Origin of the sequence: Bradyrhizobium sp. LA2.1, assembly GCF_040547725.1 — a bacterium.
GTDB lineage: Bacteria > Pseudomonadota > Alphaproteobacteria > Rhizobiales > Xanthobacteraceae > Bradyrhizobium > Bradyrhizobium barranii.
The window spans coordinates 47,765-67,483 of record NZ_JBEPQI010000016.1 but is presented as its reverse complement, the minus strand read 5'-3'; the positions used below and the strand labels follow the sequence as shown (position 1 = coordinate 67,483).

18 protein-coding genes and 2 pseudogenes are annotated in these 19,719 nt (G+C 59.4%); 10 read left to right on the top strand and 10 right to left on the bottom strand.

Going from position 1 to position 19,719, the window contains the following annotated elements:
• The first annotated feature begins 519 nt into the window (after positions 1-519).
• From ABIB95_RS28205 to ABIB95_RS28170, 7 genes are all read left to right on the top strand, one after another.
• On the top strand, positions 520-1,113 hold the full coding sequence (locus tag ABIB95_RS28205) for a helix-turn-helix domain-containing protein (RefSeq protein ID WP_354244097.1): 594 nt from the start codon (positions 520-522) through the stop codon (positions 1,111-1,113).
• A 1,041-nt stretch (positions 1,114-2,154) separates the two neighbouring features.
• The gene (locus tag ABIB95_RS28195; RefSeq protein WP_212102334.1) at positions 2,155-2,928 is read left to right on the top strand and encodes a heme ABC transporter permease; all 774 of its coding nucleotides are present in this window, start codon (positions 2,155-2,157) and stop codon (positions 2,926-2,928) included.
• A 7-nt stretch (positions 2,929-2,935) separates the two neighbouring features.
• Positions 2,936-3,709: a heme exporter protein CcmD gene (ccmD, locus tag ABIB95_RS28190; protein WP_212102333.1), complete on the top strand. Its 774-nt coding sequence runs from the start codon at positions 2,936-2,938 to the stop codon at positions 3,707-3,709.
• A gap of 215 nt (positions 3,710-3,924) precedes the next feature.
• Positions 3,925-4,623, top strand: a complete 699-nt coding sequence (gene ccmI, locus ABIB95_RS28185) for a c-type cytochrome biogenesis protein CcmI (RefSeq protein ID WP_354244093.1) — start codon at positions 3,925-3,927, stop codon at positions 4,621-4,623.
• Between the two features lie 3 nt (positions 4,624-4,626).
• Positions 4,627-5,079: a cytochrome c maturation protein CcmE gene (gene ccmE / locus ABIB95_RS28180; protein WP_212102331.1), complete on the top strand. Its 453-nt coding sequence runs from the start codon at positions 4,627-4,629 to the stop codon at positions 5,077-5,079.
• A gap of 41 nt (positions 5,080-5,120) precedes the next feature.
• On the top strand, positions 5,121-7,118 hold the full coding sequence (locus ABIB95_RS28175) for a heme lyase CcmF/NrfE family subunit (RefSeq protein WP_354244090.1): 1,998 nt from the start codon (positions 5,121-5,123) through the stop codon (positions 7,116-7,118).
• A complete protein-coding gene (locus ABIB95_RS28170) occupies positions 7,115-7,591 on the top strand; it encodes a cytochrome c-type biogenesis protein (protein ID WP_354244087.1) in 477 nt (158 codons plus the stop codon). Before ABIB95_RS28175 ends, ABIB95_RS28170 begins: the two co-directional genes overlap by 4 nt.
• Before the next feature lie 88 nt (positions 7,592-7,679).
• Here the strand turns inward: ABIB95_RS28170 and ccmB are convergent, their stop codons facing one another.
• The 6 genes and pseudogenes from ccmB to ABIB95_RS28140 form a co-directional block, all read right to left on the bottom strand.
• The gene (gene ccmB, locus ABIB95_RS28165) at positions 7,680-8,342 is read right to left on the bottom strand and encodes a heme exporter protein CcmB (RefSeq protein WP_212102328.1); all 663 of its coding nucleotides are present in this window, start codon (positions 8,340-8,342) and stop codon (positions 7,680-7,682) included.
• A 130-nt stretch (positions 8,343-8,472) separates the two neighbouring features.
• The gene (ccmA, locus tag ABIB95_RS28160) at positions 8,473-9,099 is read right to left on the bottom strand and encodes a heme ABC exporter ATP-binding protein CcmA (protein WP_441256822.1); all 627 of its coding nucleotides are present in this window, start codon (positions 9,097-9,099) and stop codon (positions 8,473-8,475) included.
• A gap of 464 nt (positions 9,100-9,563) precedes the next feature.
• Positions 9,564-10,922, bottom strand: a complete 1,359-nt coding sequence (hemA, locus tag ABIB95_RS28155) for a 5-aminolevulinate synthase (RefSeq protein WP_354244081.1) — start codon at positions 10,920-10,922, stop codon at positions 9,564-9,566.
• 414 nt (positions 10,923-11,336) lie between these two features.
• A pseudogene (locus ABIB95_RS28150) lies at positions 11,337-11,897 on the bottom strand (HAD family hydrolase); the annotation flags it as partial.
• Positions 11,888-12,775, bottom strand: a complete 888-nt coding sequence (gene hemF / locus ABIB95_RS28145; RefSeq protein WP_354244249.1) for an oxygen-dependent coproporphyrinogen oxidase — start codon at positions 12,773-12,775, stop codon at positions 11,888-11,890. The gene hemF and the pseudogene ABIB95_RS28150, both read right to left, overlap by 10 nt.
• Before the next feature lie 25 nt (positions 12,776-12,800).
• Positions 12,801-13,034, bottom strand: a complete 234-nt coding sequence (locus tag ABIB95_RS28140) for a 6-carboxytetrahydropterin synthase (RefSeq protein ID WP_376707200.1) — start codon at positions 13,032-13,034, stop codon at positions 12,801-12,803.
• A gap of 564 nt (positions 13,035-13,598) precedes the next feature.
• On the opposite strand from ABIB95_RS28140, the gene ABIB95_RS28135 reads away from it, so the two are divergent.
• From ABIB95_RS28135 to ABIB95_RS28125, 3 genes are all read left to right on the top strand, one after another.
• Complete coding sequence (locus tag ABIB95_RS28135) at positions 13,599-14,237, top strand: cytochrome P460 family protein (protein WP_212102326.1); 639 nt, start codon at positions 13,599-13,601, stop codon at positions 14,235-14,237.
• A gap of 11 nt (positions 14,238-14,248) precedes the next feature.
• Complete coding sequence (locus tag ABIB95_RS28130) at positions 14,249-14,818, top strand: cytochrome P460 family protein (RefSeq protein ID WP_354244077.1); 570 nt, start codon at positions 14,249-14,251, stop codon at positions 14,816-14,818.
• A gap of 124 nt (positions 14,819-14,942) precedes the next feature.
• The gene (locus ABIB95_RS28125; protein WP_354244074.1) at positions 14,943-16,037 is read left to right on the top strand and encodes a DUF7482 domain-containing protein; all 1,095 of its coding nucleotides are present in this window, start codon (positions 14,943-14,945) and stop codon (positions 16,035-16,037) included.
• 630 nt (positions 16,038-16,667) lie between these two features.
• Here ABIB95_RS28125 and bfr read toward each other — a convergent pair.
• The 4 genes and pseudogenes from bfr to ABIB95_RS28105 form a co-directional block, all read right to left on the bottom strand.
• A pseudogene (gene bfr, locus ABIB95_RS28120) lies at positions 16,668-17,103 on the bottom strand (bacterioferritin); the annotation flags it as partial.
• Between the two features lie 54 nt (positions 17,104-17,157).
• The gene (locus ABIB95_RS28115; protein WP_212102324.1) at positions 17,158-17,421 is read right to left on the bottom strand and encodes a (2Fe-2S)-binding protein; all 264 of its coding nucleotides are present in this window, start codon (positions 17,419-17,421) and stop codon (positions 17,158-17,160) included.
• 138 nt (positions 17,422-17,559) lie between these two features.
• Positions 17,560-18,447, bottom strand: coding sequence for a caspase family protein (locus ABIB95_RS28110; protein ID WP_354244070.1), 888 nt, complete (start codon positions 18,445-18,447; stop codon positions 17,560-17,562).
• Between the two features lie 626 nt (positions 18,448-19,073).
• On the bottom strand, positions 19,074-19,385 hold the full coding sequence (locus tag ABIB95_RS28105) for a hypothetical protein (RefSeq protein ID WP_354244067.1): 312 nt from the start codon (positions 19,383-19,385) through the stop codon (positions 19,074-19,076).
• Positions 19,386-19,719: the final 334 nt, after the last annotated feature.

Sequence of the window (19,719 nt, the reverse complement as noted above, 5' to 3'; positions counted from 1 at the left end):
GTCGCGGAGTTTCCGCGGAAACAGATATTGTGGGCGAGCTCGGAACTGTCGACCCGCGTCTTGCGGATAGTGTTCTTACCGATGCTGTCGCCTAATAACGTCGCCGTTGCGTAGAACATCATAGGCGCGACCAGTTAAGTGTCAGGGTTTGCAGAGGGATCGGTTCGACCATCTTCATCAGACGTTGTTCTCTGCTCATTTAGGATCTCCTAAGGGCTTAGTTCTGGACCGCTGGAATGGGGGCCGCTGCGAGCGCGGCATGCTCACGCTCGTCAAGGAGGTTCCCACCTTCTGCCCAGGCCGCACCGTCCGAGCTATAAAGCAGTACCAAGATTTGCAATTATCCTGGCCCACGACTAGGTCACCAGCTCAATTCGAGGGTCCGAAACACATGCCCGACCGTCCGAATCTTGCATCGCCTCGATCCGATCTCGATGTGCTGATGGCAACCTTGGATGTCGACGTCATTGGGCTCATTGCGAGCGTGTCCAGCGATTCGTCGCCGGGGACGTGGATCCGATGCTCATGCTGATCTGCGGGTACTTTCGCGCCAGTTACGGCTCGTCGATCGATCTCTTTGCAAGCCTTTCCACGCCGATTGTCGAGCGCTTCGAACCCGCCGATGAGTTGGGGCCAAAGTTGCAGGCCGCGTTGGCAGAAATCAGCGGCCGGCAGGTTGGAATGCAGGCGATGACGACCGCCATCCTGAAGCAGGTACTCGTCACGCTTCTCCGTCGGAGTCTGAATTCAACCAGCGTTTGGCTCGAACGCTTTTCAATCTTACACGACCGTCAAATCGCTCTTGCGTTCGCCGACATGCTGGCGCGGCCATCGGCCGATCACTCCGTCCTGTCCTTGGCGCAGAAGGCCTGCTTGAGCCGATCCGCATTCATGGCACGCTTTGTGCGCGCGATGGGATGTTCGCCAATGGTCGCGCTCCGGCGAATACGGATGAAGCGGGCGGCCGATATGCTCGCGGCGAGGACATTTTCAGCTGAGCAGATTGCGCGGGCAGTCGGCTATAGGAGCTACAGCAGCTTTCTCCGCGCATTTCGTCAAGTGCATGGATACGCTCCGCAAAAATCAGAAGTAGCTGGACCGAACTCCGATTGAAGATGCGGCGAGGTGGTGACAGCAGCCGCAGTGGGCAAGGCCGCTGCGCTGCGATCGCATTGCCTGCGACGGTGCCGGTTACAGGACCACTCACGGCGGATGCTGAGGCCGATCGACATCTGGCGGAGCCAGTATCTGAGCACATCGAGGAGGACCAACGGCGCATTAAGCGCTTGATCCGGTCCATGATCGGCTTCAAGTCGATGACCTGTGCCCCGACGATCCTTTCCAGCGTCGAGATGTGTCCACATGATGTGCAAAGGAGAAGCGAGGCACACTTTCACTCCAGCAATTCGGGCTTCCGGAACACTCCCGTCTCCGAGACAACTGTCATCGTGATGGGTTGGCAGCAGAATCGACGCGCAAGCTTAGCCGCTCTCGTGCCGCGGCACTTCGCGTGCTTGGCAAAAGCCAGTCCATTACTGCGTTCGAAATGCGCTCGGAACGGCTATCGTCAAGCTGATAGACGCCGCCGTAGGCGAGACCTGGACTGGCGCATAAGCACTTCAACCAGCAAACATTCGGCGTCATGCAGACGCGCCTCCTCCGATGTGAGTGCAAACAACTCGACAAACTGATCCGGCGTCGTGTCGTCGCCAACGCGACGCAGATCATCAGGCAACTGATCTATCAACCGTTCCAGGATGTCTCAGATCTCACAGTCAGCCATCTGGCACTCCTGGAGCAACTCCTTGGTGCTCTCGACAATAGTTCGCCTGAAATCTGTAGGTCGTTGGCTGGGACGACGTCGCAAGGCTTTCTCTCGTGGGGGCGGGCCGAGTAGTTGGGCGTCGTCCACGGTCCGGTGCGTCGGACGCTCGCGTCTTCAGCTGTCTTATCATCTGCCTCACCACGCGATGGAGATATCGAATCTCTAGGCGCCGACTGGCATCGAAACGATAACTGACGGTAATTTGCGAAATCGTCTCCGGCGTGATGCGATACTCATCGGCTCGCCGACGGCATGGTCCTTCGTCGCGAGAAGCATTCGGAAGTAAGCGAATTCCCTGCCTGCGAGTTGGCTTCGAGGAGATCGGAAATTTGAAGCTGAGCTTCACCGCCTACAGCAATCCTGGTAATTTCCTGCGCATCGCCGCAAAGCTGCTGCCTTGGCTCTGGGGGTCGACAGCCTTCGCCTTCGCACTTGGTCTCTTCGGAATATTCGCCGCGCCACCCGACTACCAGCAAGGCGAGACAGTGCGCATCATGTACATTCACGTCCCTGCGGCGTGGACAGCGATGCTTGCCTTTACGCTCATGGCCGTATCTGCGCTTGGATCCTTAGTTTGGCGTCATCCGCTTGCCGATGCAATGCAAAAGGCGGCTGCGCCGCTTGGCGCAGCTTTCACCTTCATCTGCCTCGTCACGGGCTCCCTCTGGGGCAAACCTATGTGGGGCACATACTGGGTCTGGGACGCACGGCTTACCTCCGTGTTGGTTCTGTTTCTCATCTATCTCGGTCTGCTCGCGCTCTGGCAGACCATTGAGGACCCGAGTAGGGCGGCACGGGCAGCTTCGATCATGACCCTGGTGGGGTTCATCAACATCCCGATCGTGAAGTTCTCGGTTGATTGGTGGAACACTCTCCACCAGCCAGCGTCGGTATTTCGGATGGAGGGCTCGGCGATTGTTGGCTCCATGTTATGGCCGCTAATTGTTATGGCGCTCGCATACACGCTTTTGTTGGTGACTCTCCAGGTAATGGCCGTCCGCAACGAGATCATGCGACGCCGAGTCCGGCGGCTTGCGATCACGCTGGCGGCTGCGGGCGAACCCGCAACGGCTCGCATGTTGCCTGCCAAAGTGGCGTTCTGAGCAGATCATGATGCAGCATGGCGGATTCATTGCGGCAGCTTTTCTGGTGACGAGCACCGTGCTAGCCGGGATGATCGCGGCGGTCCTCATCGACTATCGCGTTCAGCTCCGTACCCTGCGTCGCTTTCTACTTGATCATTCGGATCCGCGCGGCCGTATGAGCAACATCCCCGCCTCGATTCAAGTCCCAGCGAGCGCCACGGCCCCTCGACGCGCACTGGGCCGCCTGTGGGTGATTATCCCGCTTCTGGTCTTCTTCGGAATTGCGGCATTACTCCTGGTGCGGCTCGGCGCCGGAGACCCGTCGCTCGTGCCCTCGGCTCTGATCGGCAAGCCAGCGCCGCACTTTGCGCTGGAGCCACTCGATGGGCTTTCGACGTCCGGTCCACCTGGCTTGTCGAGCGCCGATCTGCGGAGAGGGCACGTGACCATAGTGAACGTGTTTGCGTCATGGTGTGTCGAGTGCCGGGAAGAACAAGCGGCGCTGATGGCGTTGGCGAACGACCGGGAGTTGCAGCGACAGGGGGTGAAGCTTACCGGCATCGTTTACAAGGACGATACCAGAAGTGCGCTAGCCTATCTCGCCGTCAACGGGAACCCTTTCGCGCAGGTTGGCACAGACCGGTCCGGTCGAACGGGGATCGATTTCGGCGTCTACGGCGTCCCCGAGACCTATGTGATCAAGGGCGATGGCACAATCGCCTATAAGCTGGTTGGTGGCATCTCGGACACGAGTCGATCTGCTTTAATGGCGGCAATTGCCGAGGCGGAGCGTCCATGACGACCACCTTGCAGGCTCCGCATCCCCGCGCGACCGATACAAAAAAGCGTGTTCTCGCTTCGGCAGCGTGGGATTCCGTCCACTTACATTATTCAGCAGTGATCGATCTGACCATGGAAGCGACACACCCAGAAGCGGTCCGAGTTTCAAGGGCGGCGGATGGCCGACGATGTGGCGCGTTACGCAGTGTAGAAAGCGGACGGAGGACTTGAAACATGGTGTGGGCCGTCTTCGCAATGATGACTTCCGCAGTCGTGCTAGCGCTGGTCCGGTCTCTCTCTGAGCGTTGCGAGGGCTTTGGCGCTCACGATTCCGATGTGACCTTCTATCGCGACCTTCTAGCCGAGGCGGATGATGACGTCCGCTGCGGACTGGTAGCACCAGAGGATGCCGTGGCGACGCGTGCCGAGATCGAGCGCCGGGTGCTCGCGTCACTCAACTCAGCGTCGGAGAGTCGGCCGGGTGCGCCGCAGAGTCGACGGCCGAGACGCGCCGCGGCGGCCTTGGCTATCGTCGTAGTACTGCCGCTCGTTGCGCTTGCGTCGTACCTCAAGGTCGGCGCTCCCAACCAGCCTGACATGCCAACCGTATCGAGGCGGACGGGTAAGGACTTCACCCTCGTTGCCGCGGCTCCTGACATCCATGCTGGCGAAGCCCAGGCTGACGTCGCCGAACTTCCTCCGGAGCAGCGGGGTGACGCGATCCGCGGGATGGTAGAAGGTCTCGCCGAGAAGCTCTCGAAGAACGGCCATGATATTCAGGGATGGCTGCAACTGATTAGGTCTTACATCGTATTGGGTGAACGTCAGAAGGCCGTGGCGGCGATCGCAAGCGCGCGTGCGCAGTTAGTAGGCGATGCGCAAGCGCCGGCACGCATCGATGAACTCGTCAGGCAGCTTGGTTTGAAGGAGTAGATCTTGACCAGAAAGGGGAGGCGCCTCGTTATCATCAGCGCAGCAGGCTTCACTTTGGCCATCGCGGTAGGGCTCATTCTGTTTGCATTGCGCGACAGTATCGTCTTCTTCTACGGGCCGACCGAGATGGCCGAAGAGGCGCCGCCGCGAGGAACCCGTCTGCGCATCGGTGGCCTGGTGAAAAGTGGCTCACTTGCTTATGGTGGATCGGCGACTGTCGTCTTCGCGGTGACCGACCTGAAGCACGACATCATGGTCAGCTACACCGGATTGCTGCCGGATCTCTTCCGTGAGGGGCAGGGCGTCGTGGCCGAGGGCACGGTGGAGGGGCCAGGCCTCTTTCATGCCGATACCGTGCTCGCCAAACACGACGAGCGATATATGCCGAAGGACGTAGCCGACAAGCTCAAGCAACAAGACTCTTGGCGCAACGAAAGATCCGCGCGAGCGCAATAGCGTCGCCTTCACGAAGCATCGCAGCCGATGGGATCGAAAGAATGATCGTCGAAACCGGACATTACGCGCTCGCTCTGGCTCTCGCCGTCGCGCTGGTTCAGTCAATTCTGCCGCTCTGGGGGACCCGCAGCGGTGATTCTGGACTCGCTTCCACTGCAGTCCCCGCGGCGATCACCCAATTCCTATTGCTGGGATATGCCTTCGCGGCACTAACTTACGCCCATGTGGTGTCCGACTTCAGTCTCGTAACAGTCGCCGAGAACTCGCTGACCACCAAACCACTTGTATATAAAATCGCCGGCGTCTGGGGTAATCACGAAGGATCCATGCTGCTTTGGGTTCTGATCCTCGCGGTCTTCGGAGCAACAGTGGCGTTTCTCGGGCGCGGTATGGCGAGGGAACTGCACGCCAATACGCTAGCGGTCCAAGGCTGGATATCCGTTGCTTTCCTCTGCTTCATCCTGTTCACGTCCGATCCCTTCATGCGACGGTTTCCGGCGCCCTTCGAAGGTCAGGACCTCAATCCGCTGCTTCAAGACCCGGGCCTTGCGATACACCCGCCGCTCCTTTACCTCGGTTATGTCGGGTCCTCGATCGTGTTCTCGTTCGCGGTGGCGGCGCTGATCGGAGGCCGGCAAGACGCCGCTTGGGCGCGCTACGTTCGACCTTGGATACTGATTGCCTGGATCTTTCTGACGCTTGGTATCGCCATGGGCTCGTACTGGGCCTATTACACCCTAGGCTGGGGCGGGTTCTGGTTCTGGGATCCGGTCGAAAATGCGTCGCTGATGCCCTGGCTCGCGGGTACCGCGCTCCTGCATTCGGCTGCCGTCATGGAGAAGCGCGAAGCCCTCAAGATCTGGACACTGTTCCTTGCGATACTTACTTTTTCACTGTCGTTGCTCGGTACCTTCCTGGTGCGCTCAGGGGTGCTGACATCCGTCCATTCCTTCGCCAACGATCCGGCGCGCGGAGTTTTCATTCTGGTCATCCTGACCGCGTTCATCGGCGGCTCCCTCGCGCTTTATGCTTGGCGCGCACCCTCCCTGAGCCAGCGTACTCTCTTCGCACCCGTGTCACGTGAGAGCGCGCTCGCAGTCAACAACCTGTTGCTTACCGCCTGCTGCGCTACGGTGCTGACCGGCACGCTCTATCCGCTCGCGCTCGAGGCTTTGACCGGAGACAAGATCTCGGTAGGCGTACCGTTTTTCAATTTGACGCTCAGTCCGCTTGTAACGCTGATCGTTCTGCTGATGCCGCTCGGTCAGTCGCTCGCTTGGAAGCGAGGCGATTTGCTCGGCGCAGCGCAGCGGGTCACGGTCGCTGCCTTCGGGGGCCTCATGGCAGCCCTTGTGCTCGTGTCTGTCATCCGCGGCGGCCCCATCCTCGCCGCGGTCGGTCTCGGACTCTCCGTCTACCTCATCGTCGGTTCGTTCACCGATGTGGCGTCGCGTGTCTGGGCACGTGGGCAGCCCGCTCGGGTGATGCTGGCCCGAGGAATCGGGCTGCCGCGCTCAGCCTGGGGCGCGGCGATCGCTCACGCAGGCTTTGGCGTAACACTCATGGGCTTGGCGGCGACCGGTTGGGGCGTGGAGCGGATCGTGGCCGTCAAGCTGGGCCAGGGGATCGATCTAGGCCCTTATCAAGCCACTATCGAGAATCTTCGATCGCGACAGGGCCCGAACTATTCCGAAGTCCTGGCCCATACCGTCATCAGCAGGGGCGACGCAACCGTGGCCACCGTCGAGCCCGCCAAGCGTAGTTTTCCCGCACGACAGACCACTGTCACCGAGGCAGGCATCGTGACGTTGGGTTTTGGCCAAATCTACATTTCGCTCGGGGACCAACACCCCGATGGTTCGATCGATGCGCGCATATTCTGGAAGCCGCTCGTGACGGCCATCTGGATCGGAGCTGTCATCATGGCGTTCGGAGGGATCGTGTCGTTGTCCGATCGACGCCTTAGAATCGGCTTCGCGCGCCGCGTGGCGAGCGTCCACGCCGCCGCCAACCCCGCAGCACCGCAGCCCGCCGAATGACTTCGCTTCGTCGCGTTCTCCTGCTTTCGATCTTAATTGCGGGCTTCGCGCCCAGCTTGGCAAGGGCGGTACAGCCAGACGAGGTCCTGCCCGACCCGAAGCGTGAGGCGCGCGCGCGGACTATTTCCGCCGGGTTGCGCTGCCTCGTCTGCCAAAATCAGTCGATCGACGATTCGAATGCAGAGCTCGCGCGAGATCTCCGACTGCTGGTGCGCGAACGCCTTAATCTCGGCGAGAGCGACGAGCAGGTCCGCGCCTTTCTGGTGCAGCGTTACGGAAACTTTATCTTGCTGAAACCACCACTCGAGTTGGAAACAGCCCTCCTTTGGGGAATGCCGGCTTTGGTGCTCGTAGCGGGCGGGATTGCTTTCCTGTTCGGATTGCGCCGTCTCCAATCCACGCCGGAGGTGCCCTTAAGCCAAGCCGAGCGGGATCGGCTCGCGACTGTGTTGGACGCCGATACTCCGCTATAGGCATCTCCTGATGGTCAAGCCATCTTACCTTCGGAGCGGAGTCGTTCTACGGCCCCTCGAACCAAATCCTTTACTCTGCATGCGCTCGTCATTCTCCCGCGCCGCGAAGTGCTGCAGCCGCGGCAATTGGGGCGAGGGCGATGGATGCGAGCCCGAGCGCGCAGAGGACCAGAAAGGGCGTCAGAAAGGGCACTGTGCCATGCTCCGCCGCGGAGACACCGAAGATCAGCACCGGTACGCCTAGCGGCACGACGAGGATCGACAATAAAAGACCGCCGCGCCGCAGCGTGACGGTAAGGGCTGCACCGATCGCTCCCAGAAAGGTGAAAGCCGGCGTACCAACCAACAACGTCGCCGCCACCGCCCGGAGCGCCGGGCCGTCCAAATCCAACATCAGGCCAAACAAAGGCGAGAGCACAACGAGCGGCAGCCCCGTGACAAACCAGTGGGCAACGCACTTCACCAGAACAATGAGTTCTAGGGGCGCCGGGGACAGCAACATCTGGTCCAGCGAACCGTCCTCGTGATCCGCCTGAAACAGACGGTCAAGGCCCAATAAACTCGCGAGGAGCGCTGATATCCACAGAATGGCTGGACCGATGCGCGATAGCAAGCGCAGGTCGGGTCCGATCGCGAAAGGCACGACCGTCACGAGACTGAGAAAGAAGACCAGGCCGAGAACCCCGCCTCCACCGATGCGGCGCCCCAGCATGAGGTCGCGAAGAAAAACGACGAGGAGAATGCGGGTCATAGGCCCCGTCCGGCGTTGCCATCGCGTTGAGACCGCTCCGGGGAAATCGGAAGAGCGAGGTGACGTCTTCGCGCCCGACCGTGAAACAGAAGGCTACGGCGGTGCCGACCGCACCCCAACGGGACGACCCTCACCTCGCTCCGAGCCTGACTTGGATTGTCTCCGGCAGACCGAGCGGTTCGTGGGTCGCGGCGAGGATCAATCCTCCGCTTCCGAGATGGTCGGCGACAATCCCCTTCAGCAAGGAACGTGCGTGCCGGTCGAGTGCGGTTAGCGGCTCGTCGAGAAGCCATAGAGGGCGATCGGCAATCAGGAGCCGGGCCAATGCGACACGGCGACGCTGTCCCGCGGAGAGATAGGCGACAGGCAGATCGAGAACGCGGGCTAACTCCATACGGTCCAGCGCCTCTAACGGGGTTACCCGACCTCGCCCCAAAATTCCCAGGCCGATCTTGAGGTTTTCGCGGGCGGTCAACGCCGATTTCAGCCCGTCGAGATGGCCCACGTAGTGGAGGCGCTCTGCCAGGGGCGCCGTATCCGTTGCTTCGGACTCCACCCATGACATGCGGCCGGATCCCAGTGGCAAGAAGCCGGCGATCGCGCGCAATAGTGTGGATTTGCCCACGCCATTGGGACCTGTCACTTCGGCGATTTCGCCCGAGTCCAGTCGCAAAGACACCCCGCCGAACACCATGCGCTCGCCGCGCACGACGGACATATCCTCGATCAAGAGATGGCACCGCCGCGTGATATCTATATTCATTTCCGGTTGTCCGTTGCCTCGCTCGGATCGTTTTCGAACGCCCGCTTGGAGGGCTCGTCGAAATGAACGATTCTGGAACAGCGTGCTCGAACGAGAGGCGGCGCCGCAGGCGAGAAGCGCTCAGGATGAGGAAGTTCAGTTCTTCGCGGCAGCCCACCAGGAGGATGCGAGCCCGATTGTGAACGATGGCAGCAAGATGTGCCACGCGATCACCCGCGCAAACTGGCAGCCTGATAGAAGGACTGGACGGGGGCGCATCACCTCTTCTATCCGGAAGCGTGTCAAAAAGACGTGGGTATGCCGTCGAACGGCTTTCTTTGGATGGTTCATCGTCCCAACTTGGCCGCCTCCGCCGCAACCCGAGACTCGCGACGCCTTCCCAGCATGATCTGCGCCCTTCGGGTAGCCGACGCCCCTTCGGCAGGCGCTCGCGAAGAGGGCGCTCCCAAGCACGGCTCTCAGGCAAGAGAGAGGGTGTCCCAAGTCTCAGCGAGCGCAGCTGCGAGCTCCGCTATGTGGGTATTCCCGTGATATGGCGACGGCGTGATGCGCAGACGCTCCGTCCCGCGGGGAACGGTCGGATAGTTGATCGGCTGGATATAGATGGCGTGCCGCTCTAGAAGACGATCCGCTGCCGCCTTGCATAATTTCGCATCGCCGACGATCACAGGCACGATGTGGGTAGCGTTCGGGAGGACCGGAAGACCGGCGGCTTGGAGCGCTCGTTTCGTTGCAGCGGCTTGGCGTTGGTGTGCTTCGCGCTCTGCAGACGAGTGCTTCAGGTAACGAACGGACGCACGGGCCGCGGCAGCAATTGGTGGAGGGAGTGCCGTCGTGAAGATGAATCCGGGTGCAAAGCTGCGCACCGCGTCGCAGATCGATCTTGACGCCGCGATATAGCCGCCAACGCAGCCGAATCCCTTGGCAAGGGTCCCCTCGATTACGGTCACGCGATGCATTACGCCATCGCGCTCGCTAATCCCGCCCCCGTGAGCGCCGTAGAGACCGACGGCGTGAACCTCGTCGAGGTAGGTCATCGCGCGATACCTGTCCGCAAGGTCGCAGATGGCGCCGATCGGCGCCACATCGCCATCCATCGAGTAAACGGACTCGAACACGATAAGCTTGGGGCGGTCTCCCGCCTCGCGCAGCAAGGCCTCAAGGTGACCGAGATCGTTGTGGCGGAAAATCCTCCTTTCGCAATTTGACTGGCGGATGCCTTCGATAATCGAATTGTGGTTGGATGCATCAGATAAGACGACGCAGCCCGGGATCAGCTTGCCGATCGTCGAAATGCTGGCCTGGTTCGATACGTAGCCGGACGTGAAGACGAGGCTCGCTTCTTTGCCATGCAGATCAGCAAGCTCGTCCTCTAAATCAACCAAGGGCGAATTATTTCCGGCGATGTTGCGCGTTCCACCCGCTCCTGCGCCGCACCGGTGTGCCGTCACGGTCAGCGCGCTTACGACCTCCGGATGCTGCCCCATGCCGAGATAGTCATTCGAGCACCAAACCGTGATCTCGGTGACGGTTCCGTCAGACCGGCGCCATTTGGCGGCTGGGAAACGGCCGGAGATGCGTTCGATGTCGGTGAAGACGCGATAACGCTGCTCCTTGTGCAGGTGCTTAAGAGAATCGTGGAAATGACGTTCGTACGCTTCGGCCGCACAACTGTTGTCGTCCGTAGCAATCGTCCCGTTGGCCGATGTCGACTCTCTTTGCCCCGGCACTATGTCCGTACAAAAATGTCTACTACCGACGCTTCCGTGCGTCGGATGCCTTGCTTGCCACTTTGTCGATACGTCCAGATCGTCCATCTCAATCTTCCCTGACCGTCGCTCGACTATAGCTCCTCACGCAGAGCACTTCGCGCCTCTCTCAGTTATAATTTGCAAAACCCTCGGTTATGGTCGGGCGCCGCCGCCTGAGGCAGCTCACATATGGCCTACGTCTGGGTCCGCTTCCGGAAACCTACGCCCGTTTCGGTGAAACTATTAGTAATCAGATCCTAAGGAACGGGGGCGAACTGTCACTTGAGATTGGCGGGAGCGAGCGGGTCGCTTGAAAACTCGTTGCGAGCGAATCGCTTTTGTGTCACGGCCTCGGCTTCAAAGGCTTGAATGGTGCACACGGCGTGGCCAGTCACAAACGTCATCGCGAGATTGCACCGGCCGGATCAGCAAGATTGGCGATGGTTCGTCGCCGAGGCGACGCGGCGTCACGACTTCCTATTCCAGATTATAGTCGACTATCCTGGCGGTGACGCCGAGCGCGTCGTTCGCGTGCAGATAAGCGCACTCCCCGCGCTTGCCGAAATCGTGCTCGCCCTCGATCTGGATGTGGTCGAGCGGTGGGTCAACTCGAAACGCTCGATCTTGGCGCGCTGCATGTCGGCCGCGCCGTTGGTGACCAGCGCGAGCTTGACACCGAGCGCCTTCAGCCGGTCGACCTTCTCATGCGCGCCGGGGAAGCCAACATCTCCTCCTCGCGGTAGGTGGTGAAGCGGCGGCGAGATCGTCGGGCAGGGCGCGGTGCCCGCTTGCGGCGAGCGCTGTGAAGCCGCCTTTCACCGTCAGCCGCCGCGCCTCGCCGAGCTTGAGTCGCCAGGCGGCCGCCGCATTGGCCTAGTAGTTTCGCGCAAACGCCAGCTTCGGTGGCAGCGGTGCAAGCTCGGATGCGAACTCGGTTGCGATTGTGCTCCGGGTGATCTCGGGACGGCCATAGCGCGACAGGATGGTGTTATCCACGTCGATTAGCATGGCGCGGGGGAGGTGCTTTGCGGTCATGGCCATTTCACTTCCGGCGGCAACGACGACAGGATCGAATCCACATTGCCGCCGGTCTTCAGCCCGAAGATGGTGCCGCGGTCGTAGAACAGGTTGAACTCGACATAGCGCCCGCGCCGGATCAATTGCTCCTCGCGATCCTGTGCGGTCCAGGCATCAGCGAAATTGCGCCGTACCAGTGTCAGATAGACCTTCAGGAGGGCGCGGCCGACGTCCTTGGTGAAAGCGAGGTCGGCGTCCCAGTCCCCGCTGTCATGCCAGTCATAGAAGATGCCGCCGATGCCACGGGCCTCTTTGCGGTGCGGTAGATAGAAATACTCGTCGCACCATTTCTTGTACTTGTCGTAGTCGGCGACGCCGTTCGGACCGTTGCAGACCTCCCGCATCGCGGCGTGGAAGGCGATCGTGTCCGCGTCCTCCTGCGTGCGCCGCCGGTCGAGCACGGGCGTAAGGTCGGCGCCGCCGCCGAACCAGGTTTTCGTCGTGACGACGAAGCGCGTGTTCATATGCACCGCGGGTACGTTCGGATTGCGCATATGCGCGATCAGCGAGATGCCCGACGCCCAGAATCGCGGATCGTCCACCGCGCCCGGGATCTGCGCGCGAAACTCGGGGGCGAACTCGCCATAAACGGTCGAGCAGTGCACGCCGACCTTCTCGAACAGGCGGCCGCACATCATCGACATCACGCCGCCGCCGCCCGCCGCGCCTGAGTGGTCAGTGCGCTGCCAGGGCGTGCCGACGAAGCGGCCGGCCGCACCCGAATAGAGCTCTCGCGGCGCGTCATCCTCGAGCCGCTCGAAGCTTGCGCAGATGTCGTCGCGCAGCGATTCAAACCAGCTCCGCGCGCGTGCCTTGCGCTCCTCGATCAGCGTCACATCCATGGTCGACATTCCAGTAGTCTCGCCATTAGCCGTGCGGACCGCAATAGGTGCAGCTCGCGTTGCAACTGTCGTGATGGATGCTGGCGCGGGTCAGCCGGCCGAGATGCGCAGGGCGTTCCCAGACGAAACGCGAGAGGTCTTTTAGCGTCGGGGTGCCCAGCGCCTCGATCTTGTTGAGGTCGAGCGTCAGCCGCACGTCTTCGATCGCATGCTGGAGGAGGCCGAAATCGGCCACCATGCCGGTCAAGGGATCCGGCATGCCGCGGAAACTCGCCTCGGATTGGAAGAAATGGCAGTGGATCTCTCCTTGCCGCGCCAAAGGCCGTTCCCGACAGCGTATGGGCCGCCTTGAAGCAGAATGATTTCGTCAATTCCCACATTTTGTGAATGTCAGCCCTATCTAATGCCGCGCGTCTTGTTGTTCGTAACATTGGTGTTGCCTCTTCGTGAGGACGCGGCCGGAAAACTGGTTTGGTCGTTTTCGAAGGATCGGTTGCCAATCTGCAACTAAGAAAGTCAATGGCCCCATCCGCAGATCACAAGGATACTAGCGCATCAGTGAATACTGGAAATGGCATTCACGCCGGCAATCCCTAAGTCACTGCGGCATGCGCTGCGAGGGGCCAGAGGCTTCCCATGATCAAACATCGATAGTTAGAGAGAACGTCATTCCCGGCGGGCATTAATTTCATGATCCTTCGTTGCTTTTGCATCAAGGCACCCACGTCTAATCTAACCTGTGCGCAGTTAGCGAGACCACCTGCTGCACGAATGCCGTCGTTGCCTTGTTCGGCGACACACAGCTGGTCAGAGGAGAGAGATCATGAGACGTACAGTACTCGCACTTTCCGCCGTCCTCGGCGCTAGCGCTTTGGCAACTGCAGTCTTCGCGCAGCAACCGCAGCTTCCACCACCCGACGATTGGCATGCTACCGGTCGCTATCTTCCTGAATACACAAAAGATGGAGACCTCATTCTGCCGAAGAACTTTCACGAATGGGTCTATGTTGGTTCGCCGCTAACGCCCAATTTTCTAAACCCTCCCCAAGCAAACTTCCCTGAATTTCATAACGTATATATCGAACCTGGCTCCTACGAAATCTACAAGAAAACGGGAGAATTTCCCGAAGGAACGATCTTCGTGAAGGAGCTGCAGCTCATGTTGCCCGCGACTGAAAAGGACGGTTCGAGAGCCGAGCCATCGGGGCACGGATTCTTCCCCGGTCCCTTCAACGGGGCGGATGTGACTGTCAAAGACTCCAAGAGATATCAGGCCACCAATGGCTGGGGCTACTACAACTTCAACCACCATGAGCCCAAGGCGGCGACTGCCAAAGTCCGCCCGATCGAGGAATGCGCCTACTGCCACATCGCGAGCGCGAAACGAGATGACGTATGGACGCAGTTCTACGTGTTGCTCGACCAGGTACCGGTACCGCCAGGTCCGTCTAAGAAAAAATGAGGAAACCTGCGATGAAATTCTTCGGAAGTGCGGCCGTAGCGTCTGCATCGTTCATCGTCGTGATCGTCGGGTGTCTTGTCTCGCAGTCCGCAAATAGCCAGCCCGCTGCTGCGCAAGAACAACTCGTTGATGCGACGGGCAACATGCATATCCCGAAGAACTATCGAGCCACTTACGAATTCCTCGGGAGCTGGTCTGTTGCAGGTGACAAGGGAGCCAAAGAGATGCACGTCGTCTACGCGTCGCCAGGATCTGTCGCTGCCTATCGCACCACCGGCAAGTTCTCCGATGGTTCGATACTCGTGAAGGAAGTCTACGACGCGGCCACTTCGGATATGACGACTGGAACGGTCAGCCATCAAGACCTTCTCAAAGGCTGGTTCATGATGGTGAAGGACAGTAAGAACAGCCACCCCGATAATAAGCTATGGGGTAACGGTTGGGCTTGGTCGTGGTTCGACGCGAATAACCCGGTGAAAACGACCTCAACGGACTTTCGATCAAATTGTCTAGGCTGCCACATCCCTGCCAAGGAGACAGACTGGATCTATGTGCAAGGCTATCCCGTACTGAAGAAGTAACGGGCAGTGCGTTGCGGCTAGGGACGCGCCCGACGACCAGGCGTGTCCCTAGTGATCGGTAGCCAACTTCGTTTGAATGTTACCGGTCGCGGGTAAGGCTGGATGCGGAAGAAAGGGTAGAGTCATGAAGTCTGGCAGAAAGCTCGACAGACGTGTTTGTGGTTCGATGATGATCCTTGTGGCGTCGTTTTTGGCACCACAAGGAAGCCTGGCGGCCGATCCAGCTGCCGGAAAAAAAATCACAAAACTATTTCTTGAGTCGGGCCAAGTGGACCTCGAACGAGAAGTGGTGACGCTGCCGCTCCGTCGTGGGCGTCTTTCTTCGGGAGAAGCCGTTTGGTTCGTGCTTACCGACGTAAGTAATTTTGATACGTCGAAAAAGATGGGGCTCACATGGGCGCCTAGTCTCACGAACGCCAAAGACCTGACGAGCACACGGGTTGCGGAAATGGACGACTCGGGTAATTTCACGTTCAAATCGGGCCGGGTTGATTTCTCGCCGTCCCAAAGCTTGGTAGGCGGAGAAGCGCCCAAATTGTTTCCTCCTAAAACGGCCCGAGCCGGGTCTGTTGGGGATGCGCACTACAGCCCATTGGTTCGTGTGACGAACAAGGAGGACATTGTCTTCAATGCTCCGGTCATCGCGTTCAATGTCGGGCCCGAGAAAATCTCATTCTGCAACGGCAGTCCTGATTACTCTGTCGTGACCGACTCCGTGGCAAGCATCTGTCCTGATAAGGGTACCGTTGACTTGAAACTTCGGTTTGGCTTCGCGGACGGTAAACACCTGCGTTATCTTAGTTTTGACGCCAACTCCGAGGAGTCAGCGACGCTGGAGTCGTCCACTTTTGCGCCAGCGGAAAGCGACATTCTTCAGAGCGGCGCGACTGAGGTGATCTATACGATTGTGAACGGCAAGATGGGTGTGAAAGATCCGGACCGCCAGGGGATCGAGAGCGCCCTCAACGGAGAGGGCCCCTCACTCGACATCCTCGCGCACTTCACGGAGATCAGCGCCGGATACTCTCCGATGTGGGATGTGCGATTGGCCGAGTGGACCAAGGAGGCTATCTCTAAGGATCAACGGAAACTGATTACTGACGGTGACGATCTCGAAGCCAAAAGCGCGTCAGGCTTACTGGTGAGCCCTGCGGGGGGGCCAGTGAAGACGACGGGGAACCTGGTGAATTGTCCGGTCGTAGGATTCACCAATGAATGATCTCCTGGCCACACAATTGCGCTTCCCTTGTCCATTGGGGCGCAATCGGTGTCTCGGCCACTGACGCTCCGCTCCCAAGTTGATGCGAATTTGATGAGCACCCGCTCGGGCCCGACGCCTCTCAGTCCGTAAGCGTCGATGATCTGGTCGGCCCTGGCGATCGATGCTGCGACATTGAAGGACAGGTTGGGGTACTACAAGGCCGAGCGACTGGGCCGCAGGGGCGCATCGTGTCTGTAGTGTTGAAGAGCGCTTCGAAGCTATCTGCAGAGCCCTCGATGATTGAGAACTTTGAGGTTCGCGCGTCGTCCTGCGAGCGCTGTTGGTCTCTGTGCGACGACCTCGCATATTGGCGGCCCACGTGCCAATGCTAGAACTTTGAAGTTCGCGCGTCGGTGTCAAGTGCAGACCGTGCTTCGTTCGTCGGTCCAGTATGTCTGCCGTGGTTCTCGCCCACGCGGCTTCGCGGAGATAGGACGCTTCACCGTTGATAGAGATCGCCACCGAAATGCTGCTGGAGATCGGTGCGGCCGCTTACAGGCACGCGTCCTATAGAGCCGGGCGTAGTGAACCCGCAGCGAGTTCGGAAGCTCAGCATGGTCGCGCTGCAAACGCGCTACGTAATCGGCGAACGTGCCGCAGATCTCCGCCGGGTAGCGGTGTGCCCAGGTTGCGGCTGACATAATCCTTCACGGAATGACAATGCGTCGCCGCGTCTTGGTACAGCGCACGCGCGCTTCTCTCGGCGGCGAGGTCGCAATCGATAACTTCCTGACGTTATGACCGATCTGCAAGGGGTCGAGCATCTGCATTTGGGAAGGCCTTCGAGGAAGATTACTCGGTCGGTGATGCGGTCAGCGTACTGCATCTCCTCGATCGGCTCTTTGCGCCAGACCTTGGCCATGTCCGAGAGGCCCCAATTGGCGAGCAGCCGGTAGTGCAGCCAGTACTGGTTGATGGCAGTGAGCTCGTGACGCAGTCCCTTGTTAAGGTGCTTGATGACTTTGGGGCGCCTTGCGGATGAACTCCAACGCTTGAGGGACGCTGCTGAGGAAGAAACAAGCAATCCGGCATCCCGGGCACGAAACCGAGAGGCACCAATCCAGCAAATCCAGGAAAACTAGGGCGCCGCGGGCGCGACGTTGAGCTCATCCAGCGCGTCATCCAAGATCCCGCGATGCGGGCAGCCAGCCTGACAGTCTAATGCACATTCCCTGCACGCCTCGTCGATAATCGTCTTGATGGTGCGCGCGCAGCGGCCGCATTCGGCGCTGCAGCCCAGGCAATCATAGATCTGTTTGGCGTTGCGCAGCGTGTCATCGGCCATGTTCACGGCATGGCGAACATCGTGGTCGCTGAGGACATTGCAGGAACAGACGATCATGAAACGCGAAAAAGAGCTTCAGTGATGCGGTGTCATCGATATGGGACAGCGCCGGGCACGTTGGAGGTTCCGAACAAGGCGGAGATGATTGAGTGGGGCACTACATGGGAAGTCAGCGTTGACTTTGATTCATGGAGATCAACAGAAATATGTATGATCACTCGCGACGACCGCTAGCCGCAGAGCCGACGGAGGACAGGGAACGCCGTTCCGTGCCGGCCAAAGATTGACGCTCTCGGTTAGCGTAGATGACACATCTGGAATCTGTCGGCCTCGAGTAGCAGCCACCACTGCGTTCCGGGTATTATCGAAGACCTCCTCGATCCCCTTCGAAGAATCGATCTGCGTAAGAAGAGCGGTCATCAGCTGACTATGCTTTTCATCCGGGTCTTCGACAACTTGGCCAGGCGCTGCTGAGCTGATGATCAGCGCGTTCTGACTCGTTTGAATGGCTGCAAGTCCGTGTGAATAAGTCCTGAAGCGTCGCTCGTAAGGATTGCGGCGCGAGGCCTCAATGACTGCGGCCCTGACGCGTACGCCGGAGGTCTTGAGTTGTGAAAGGAGACGGTCAATGCTTACGCCTTGGCGACGGACATCTTTTTCACTCCAGATCTTCGCATCGACTGGGATTAAATAATTTTGTCCGTCAGATTGGATGCCGAAACCTCCAAAATAGACTAATGCAATTGAGTGCAAATGTGCTCGTGCCCTTAGTTGATCGATTGCGCGGGTCATGTCGAGGCGCGTCGCATTGTCAATGGCGTCGACGAGAAAGCCGCCCTTGCGAAGAGCATTTGTCAAACTTTCCGCATCGCGTGCCACTTGGGCAAGAGGGGAGCCGGCATCGGGATAGGTTGAATTGCCAATTACCAGAGCTAGCCGATTAGTATCGAGTGGTGCGGATTCACCCGGCCAGATGGGCGCGCTTATGGGTCGAGGCTTCTCCAACCGCATTGTCTTGTCGAGACCGGGCGAGAACAAGCCGAGCAGGACTGCAACGCCGAGTAGCATTTTGGAAACGGTCATTTCATTATAGCCTCCAGTGCACCGAGGAAATGCTCCTCTCCGTAGGATGGCTTGGCGCCGCCAGCATCCGCGCCACGGTCGCACCGACGTGCCGCCGTTGCGTCCTTCAATTGCGTCGCGCCGTCCAGTAGCCTGAGCATCGCGCCGGTCCCGAGTGGCCGCTCCAGGTCCCCTGACCGGATGTCGCGAACAATTTGCCCGCGCCAGTGGCATATTTGTCTTGGACTGTCACGGAAGCGCGAACCGCGCCGGATTTTGCGACGTGACCTCGAAATCTCACGAGATTGGGATGCGTGACAATTCCGTTGGTCACATCGACAGTAAAGCTATAACTGGAATCGCAGGTTCCTCTTTGCGTCACGAAGACGAGGTCCCAAGAGCCGTCGTAGGCCGAGCGTCCGTATGCTGCTGGCCCAAAGACAATGAAGCAGCTCGACGCTGCAATAAGAAGGGAACGCTTTGTCACGACAGTTCTCCTAACTAGTTGAAGCGCACATCCAGCGGGCGATGCCTGCTGCCGAATCCGTCGAAAATGACATGCGTATGACCGAGGAACGCGAAAATCTCTCAAGTACATGTTGGCTAGCGGCGGCTTGAGGGAGCCGCACGCCGCCATGCTTTTGGCGTCACCACCAGCCGTAAGAGAAGCCGGGATGGTAATAGGTGGGATAGCTCGAATATGAATTATGGATCGGATAGCCCAAGTACGAATTATGGGTGGGATAGCCCCGGTACGTATTATAGGTGGGATAGTCCCAGTACGAAGGGTACGGATAATGCCGTCGCACCCGATAGCGCACGTCCGTCGTCACGGCTGGTATTGCTGCCATGATCGACGTGCCATTGATCGGCTTGGCAGACGATGTGGCCGTAGCGGCCCCTGCGCTAGGAACAGCAATTGCGAGCGCAATCGCCAGGCTGCGGACTTTAACCTTCATGGTAGCTCCGTTCGTGTTAAACCACCCGACGATGATGCCCTTGCAGCGCCGGCCAGGGAAATCACCTCTCGCCATAGAGTCGATAGACGATCATTATTGCCGCCGCGCCGCGTGATGCTGCAGTGAGAAATGCCAGCGGCGGCATCCGCAGAGACTGGTTGGAATCTGGAAATTGTGATGCGCGTCGCCGCCGCTCGGCTGCCTGCGCTGGAGATCGCCGCCAGGTCGGCGGCGTGTCCGAGGTCTCCGGCAATCTCATGCCCGGCATCAAAGCGGCTTGTTCGATTTCGGCGACGTTTCTTCGTCTCGCGGTTGAGCTGCGATATCGGGAAAC

Coding starts and splice junctions, on each gene's coding strand:
- ABIB95_RS28205 (WP_354244097.1), top strand. CDS start 520: ATGCTCATGCTGATCTGCGGGTACTTTCGCGCCAGTTACGGCTCGTCG.
- ccmD (WP_212102333.1), top strand. CDS start 2,936: ATGATGCAGCATGGCGGATTCATTGCGGCAGCTTTTCTGGTGACGAGC.
- ccmI (WP_354244093.1), top strand. CDS start 3,925: ATGGTGTGGGCCGTCTTCGCAATGATGACTTCCGCAGTCGTGCTAGCG.
- ABIB95_RS28175 (WP_354244090.1), top strand. CDS start 5,121: ATGATCGTCGAAACCGGACATTACGCGCTCGCTCTGGCTCTCGCCGTC.
- ABIB95_RS28170 (WP_354244087.1), top strand. CDS start 7,115: ATGACTTCGCTTCGTCGCGTTCTCCTGCTTTCGATCTTAATTGCGGGC.
- ccmB (WP_212102328.1), bottom strand. CDS start 8,342: ATGACCCGCATTCTCCTCGTCGTTTTTCTTCGCGACCTCATGCTGGGG.
- hemA (WP_354244081.1), bottom strand. CDS start 10,922: ATGGACGATCTGGACGTATCGACAAAGTGGCAAGCAAGGCATCCGACG.
- hemF (WP_354244249.1), bottom strand. CDS start 12,775: ATGGATGTGACGCTGATCGAGGAGCGCAAGGCACGCGCGCGGAGCTGG.
- ABIB95_RS28140 (WP_376707200.1), bottom strand. CDS start 13,034: ATGCCGGATCCCTTGACCGGCATGGTGGCCGATTTCGGCCTCCTCCAG.
- ABIB95_RS28135 (WP_212102326.1), top strand. CDS start 13,599: ATGAGACGTACAGTACTCGCACTTTCCGCCGTCCTCGGCGCTAGCGCT.
- ABIB95_RS28130 (WP_354244077.1), top strand. CDS start 14,249: ATGAAATTCTTCGGAAGTGCGGCCGTAGCGTCTGCATCGTTCATCGTC.
- ABIB95_RS28125 (WP_354244074.1), top strand. CDS start 14,943: ATGAAGTCTGGCAGAAAGCTCGACAGACGTGTTTGTGGTTCGATGATG.
- ABIB95_RS28115 (WP_212102324.1), bottom strand. CDS start 17,421: ATGATCGTCTGTTCCTGCAATGTCCTCAGCGACCACGATGTTCGCCAT.
- ABIB95_RS28110 (WP_354244070.1), bottom strand. CDS start 18,447: ATGACCGTTTCCAAAATGCTACTCGGCGTTGCAGTCCTGCTCGGCTTG.
- ABIB95_RS28105 (WP_354244067.1), bottom strand. CDS start 19,385: ATGAAGGTTAAAGTCCGCAGCCTGGCGATTGCGCTCGCAATTGCTGTT.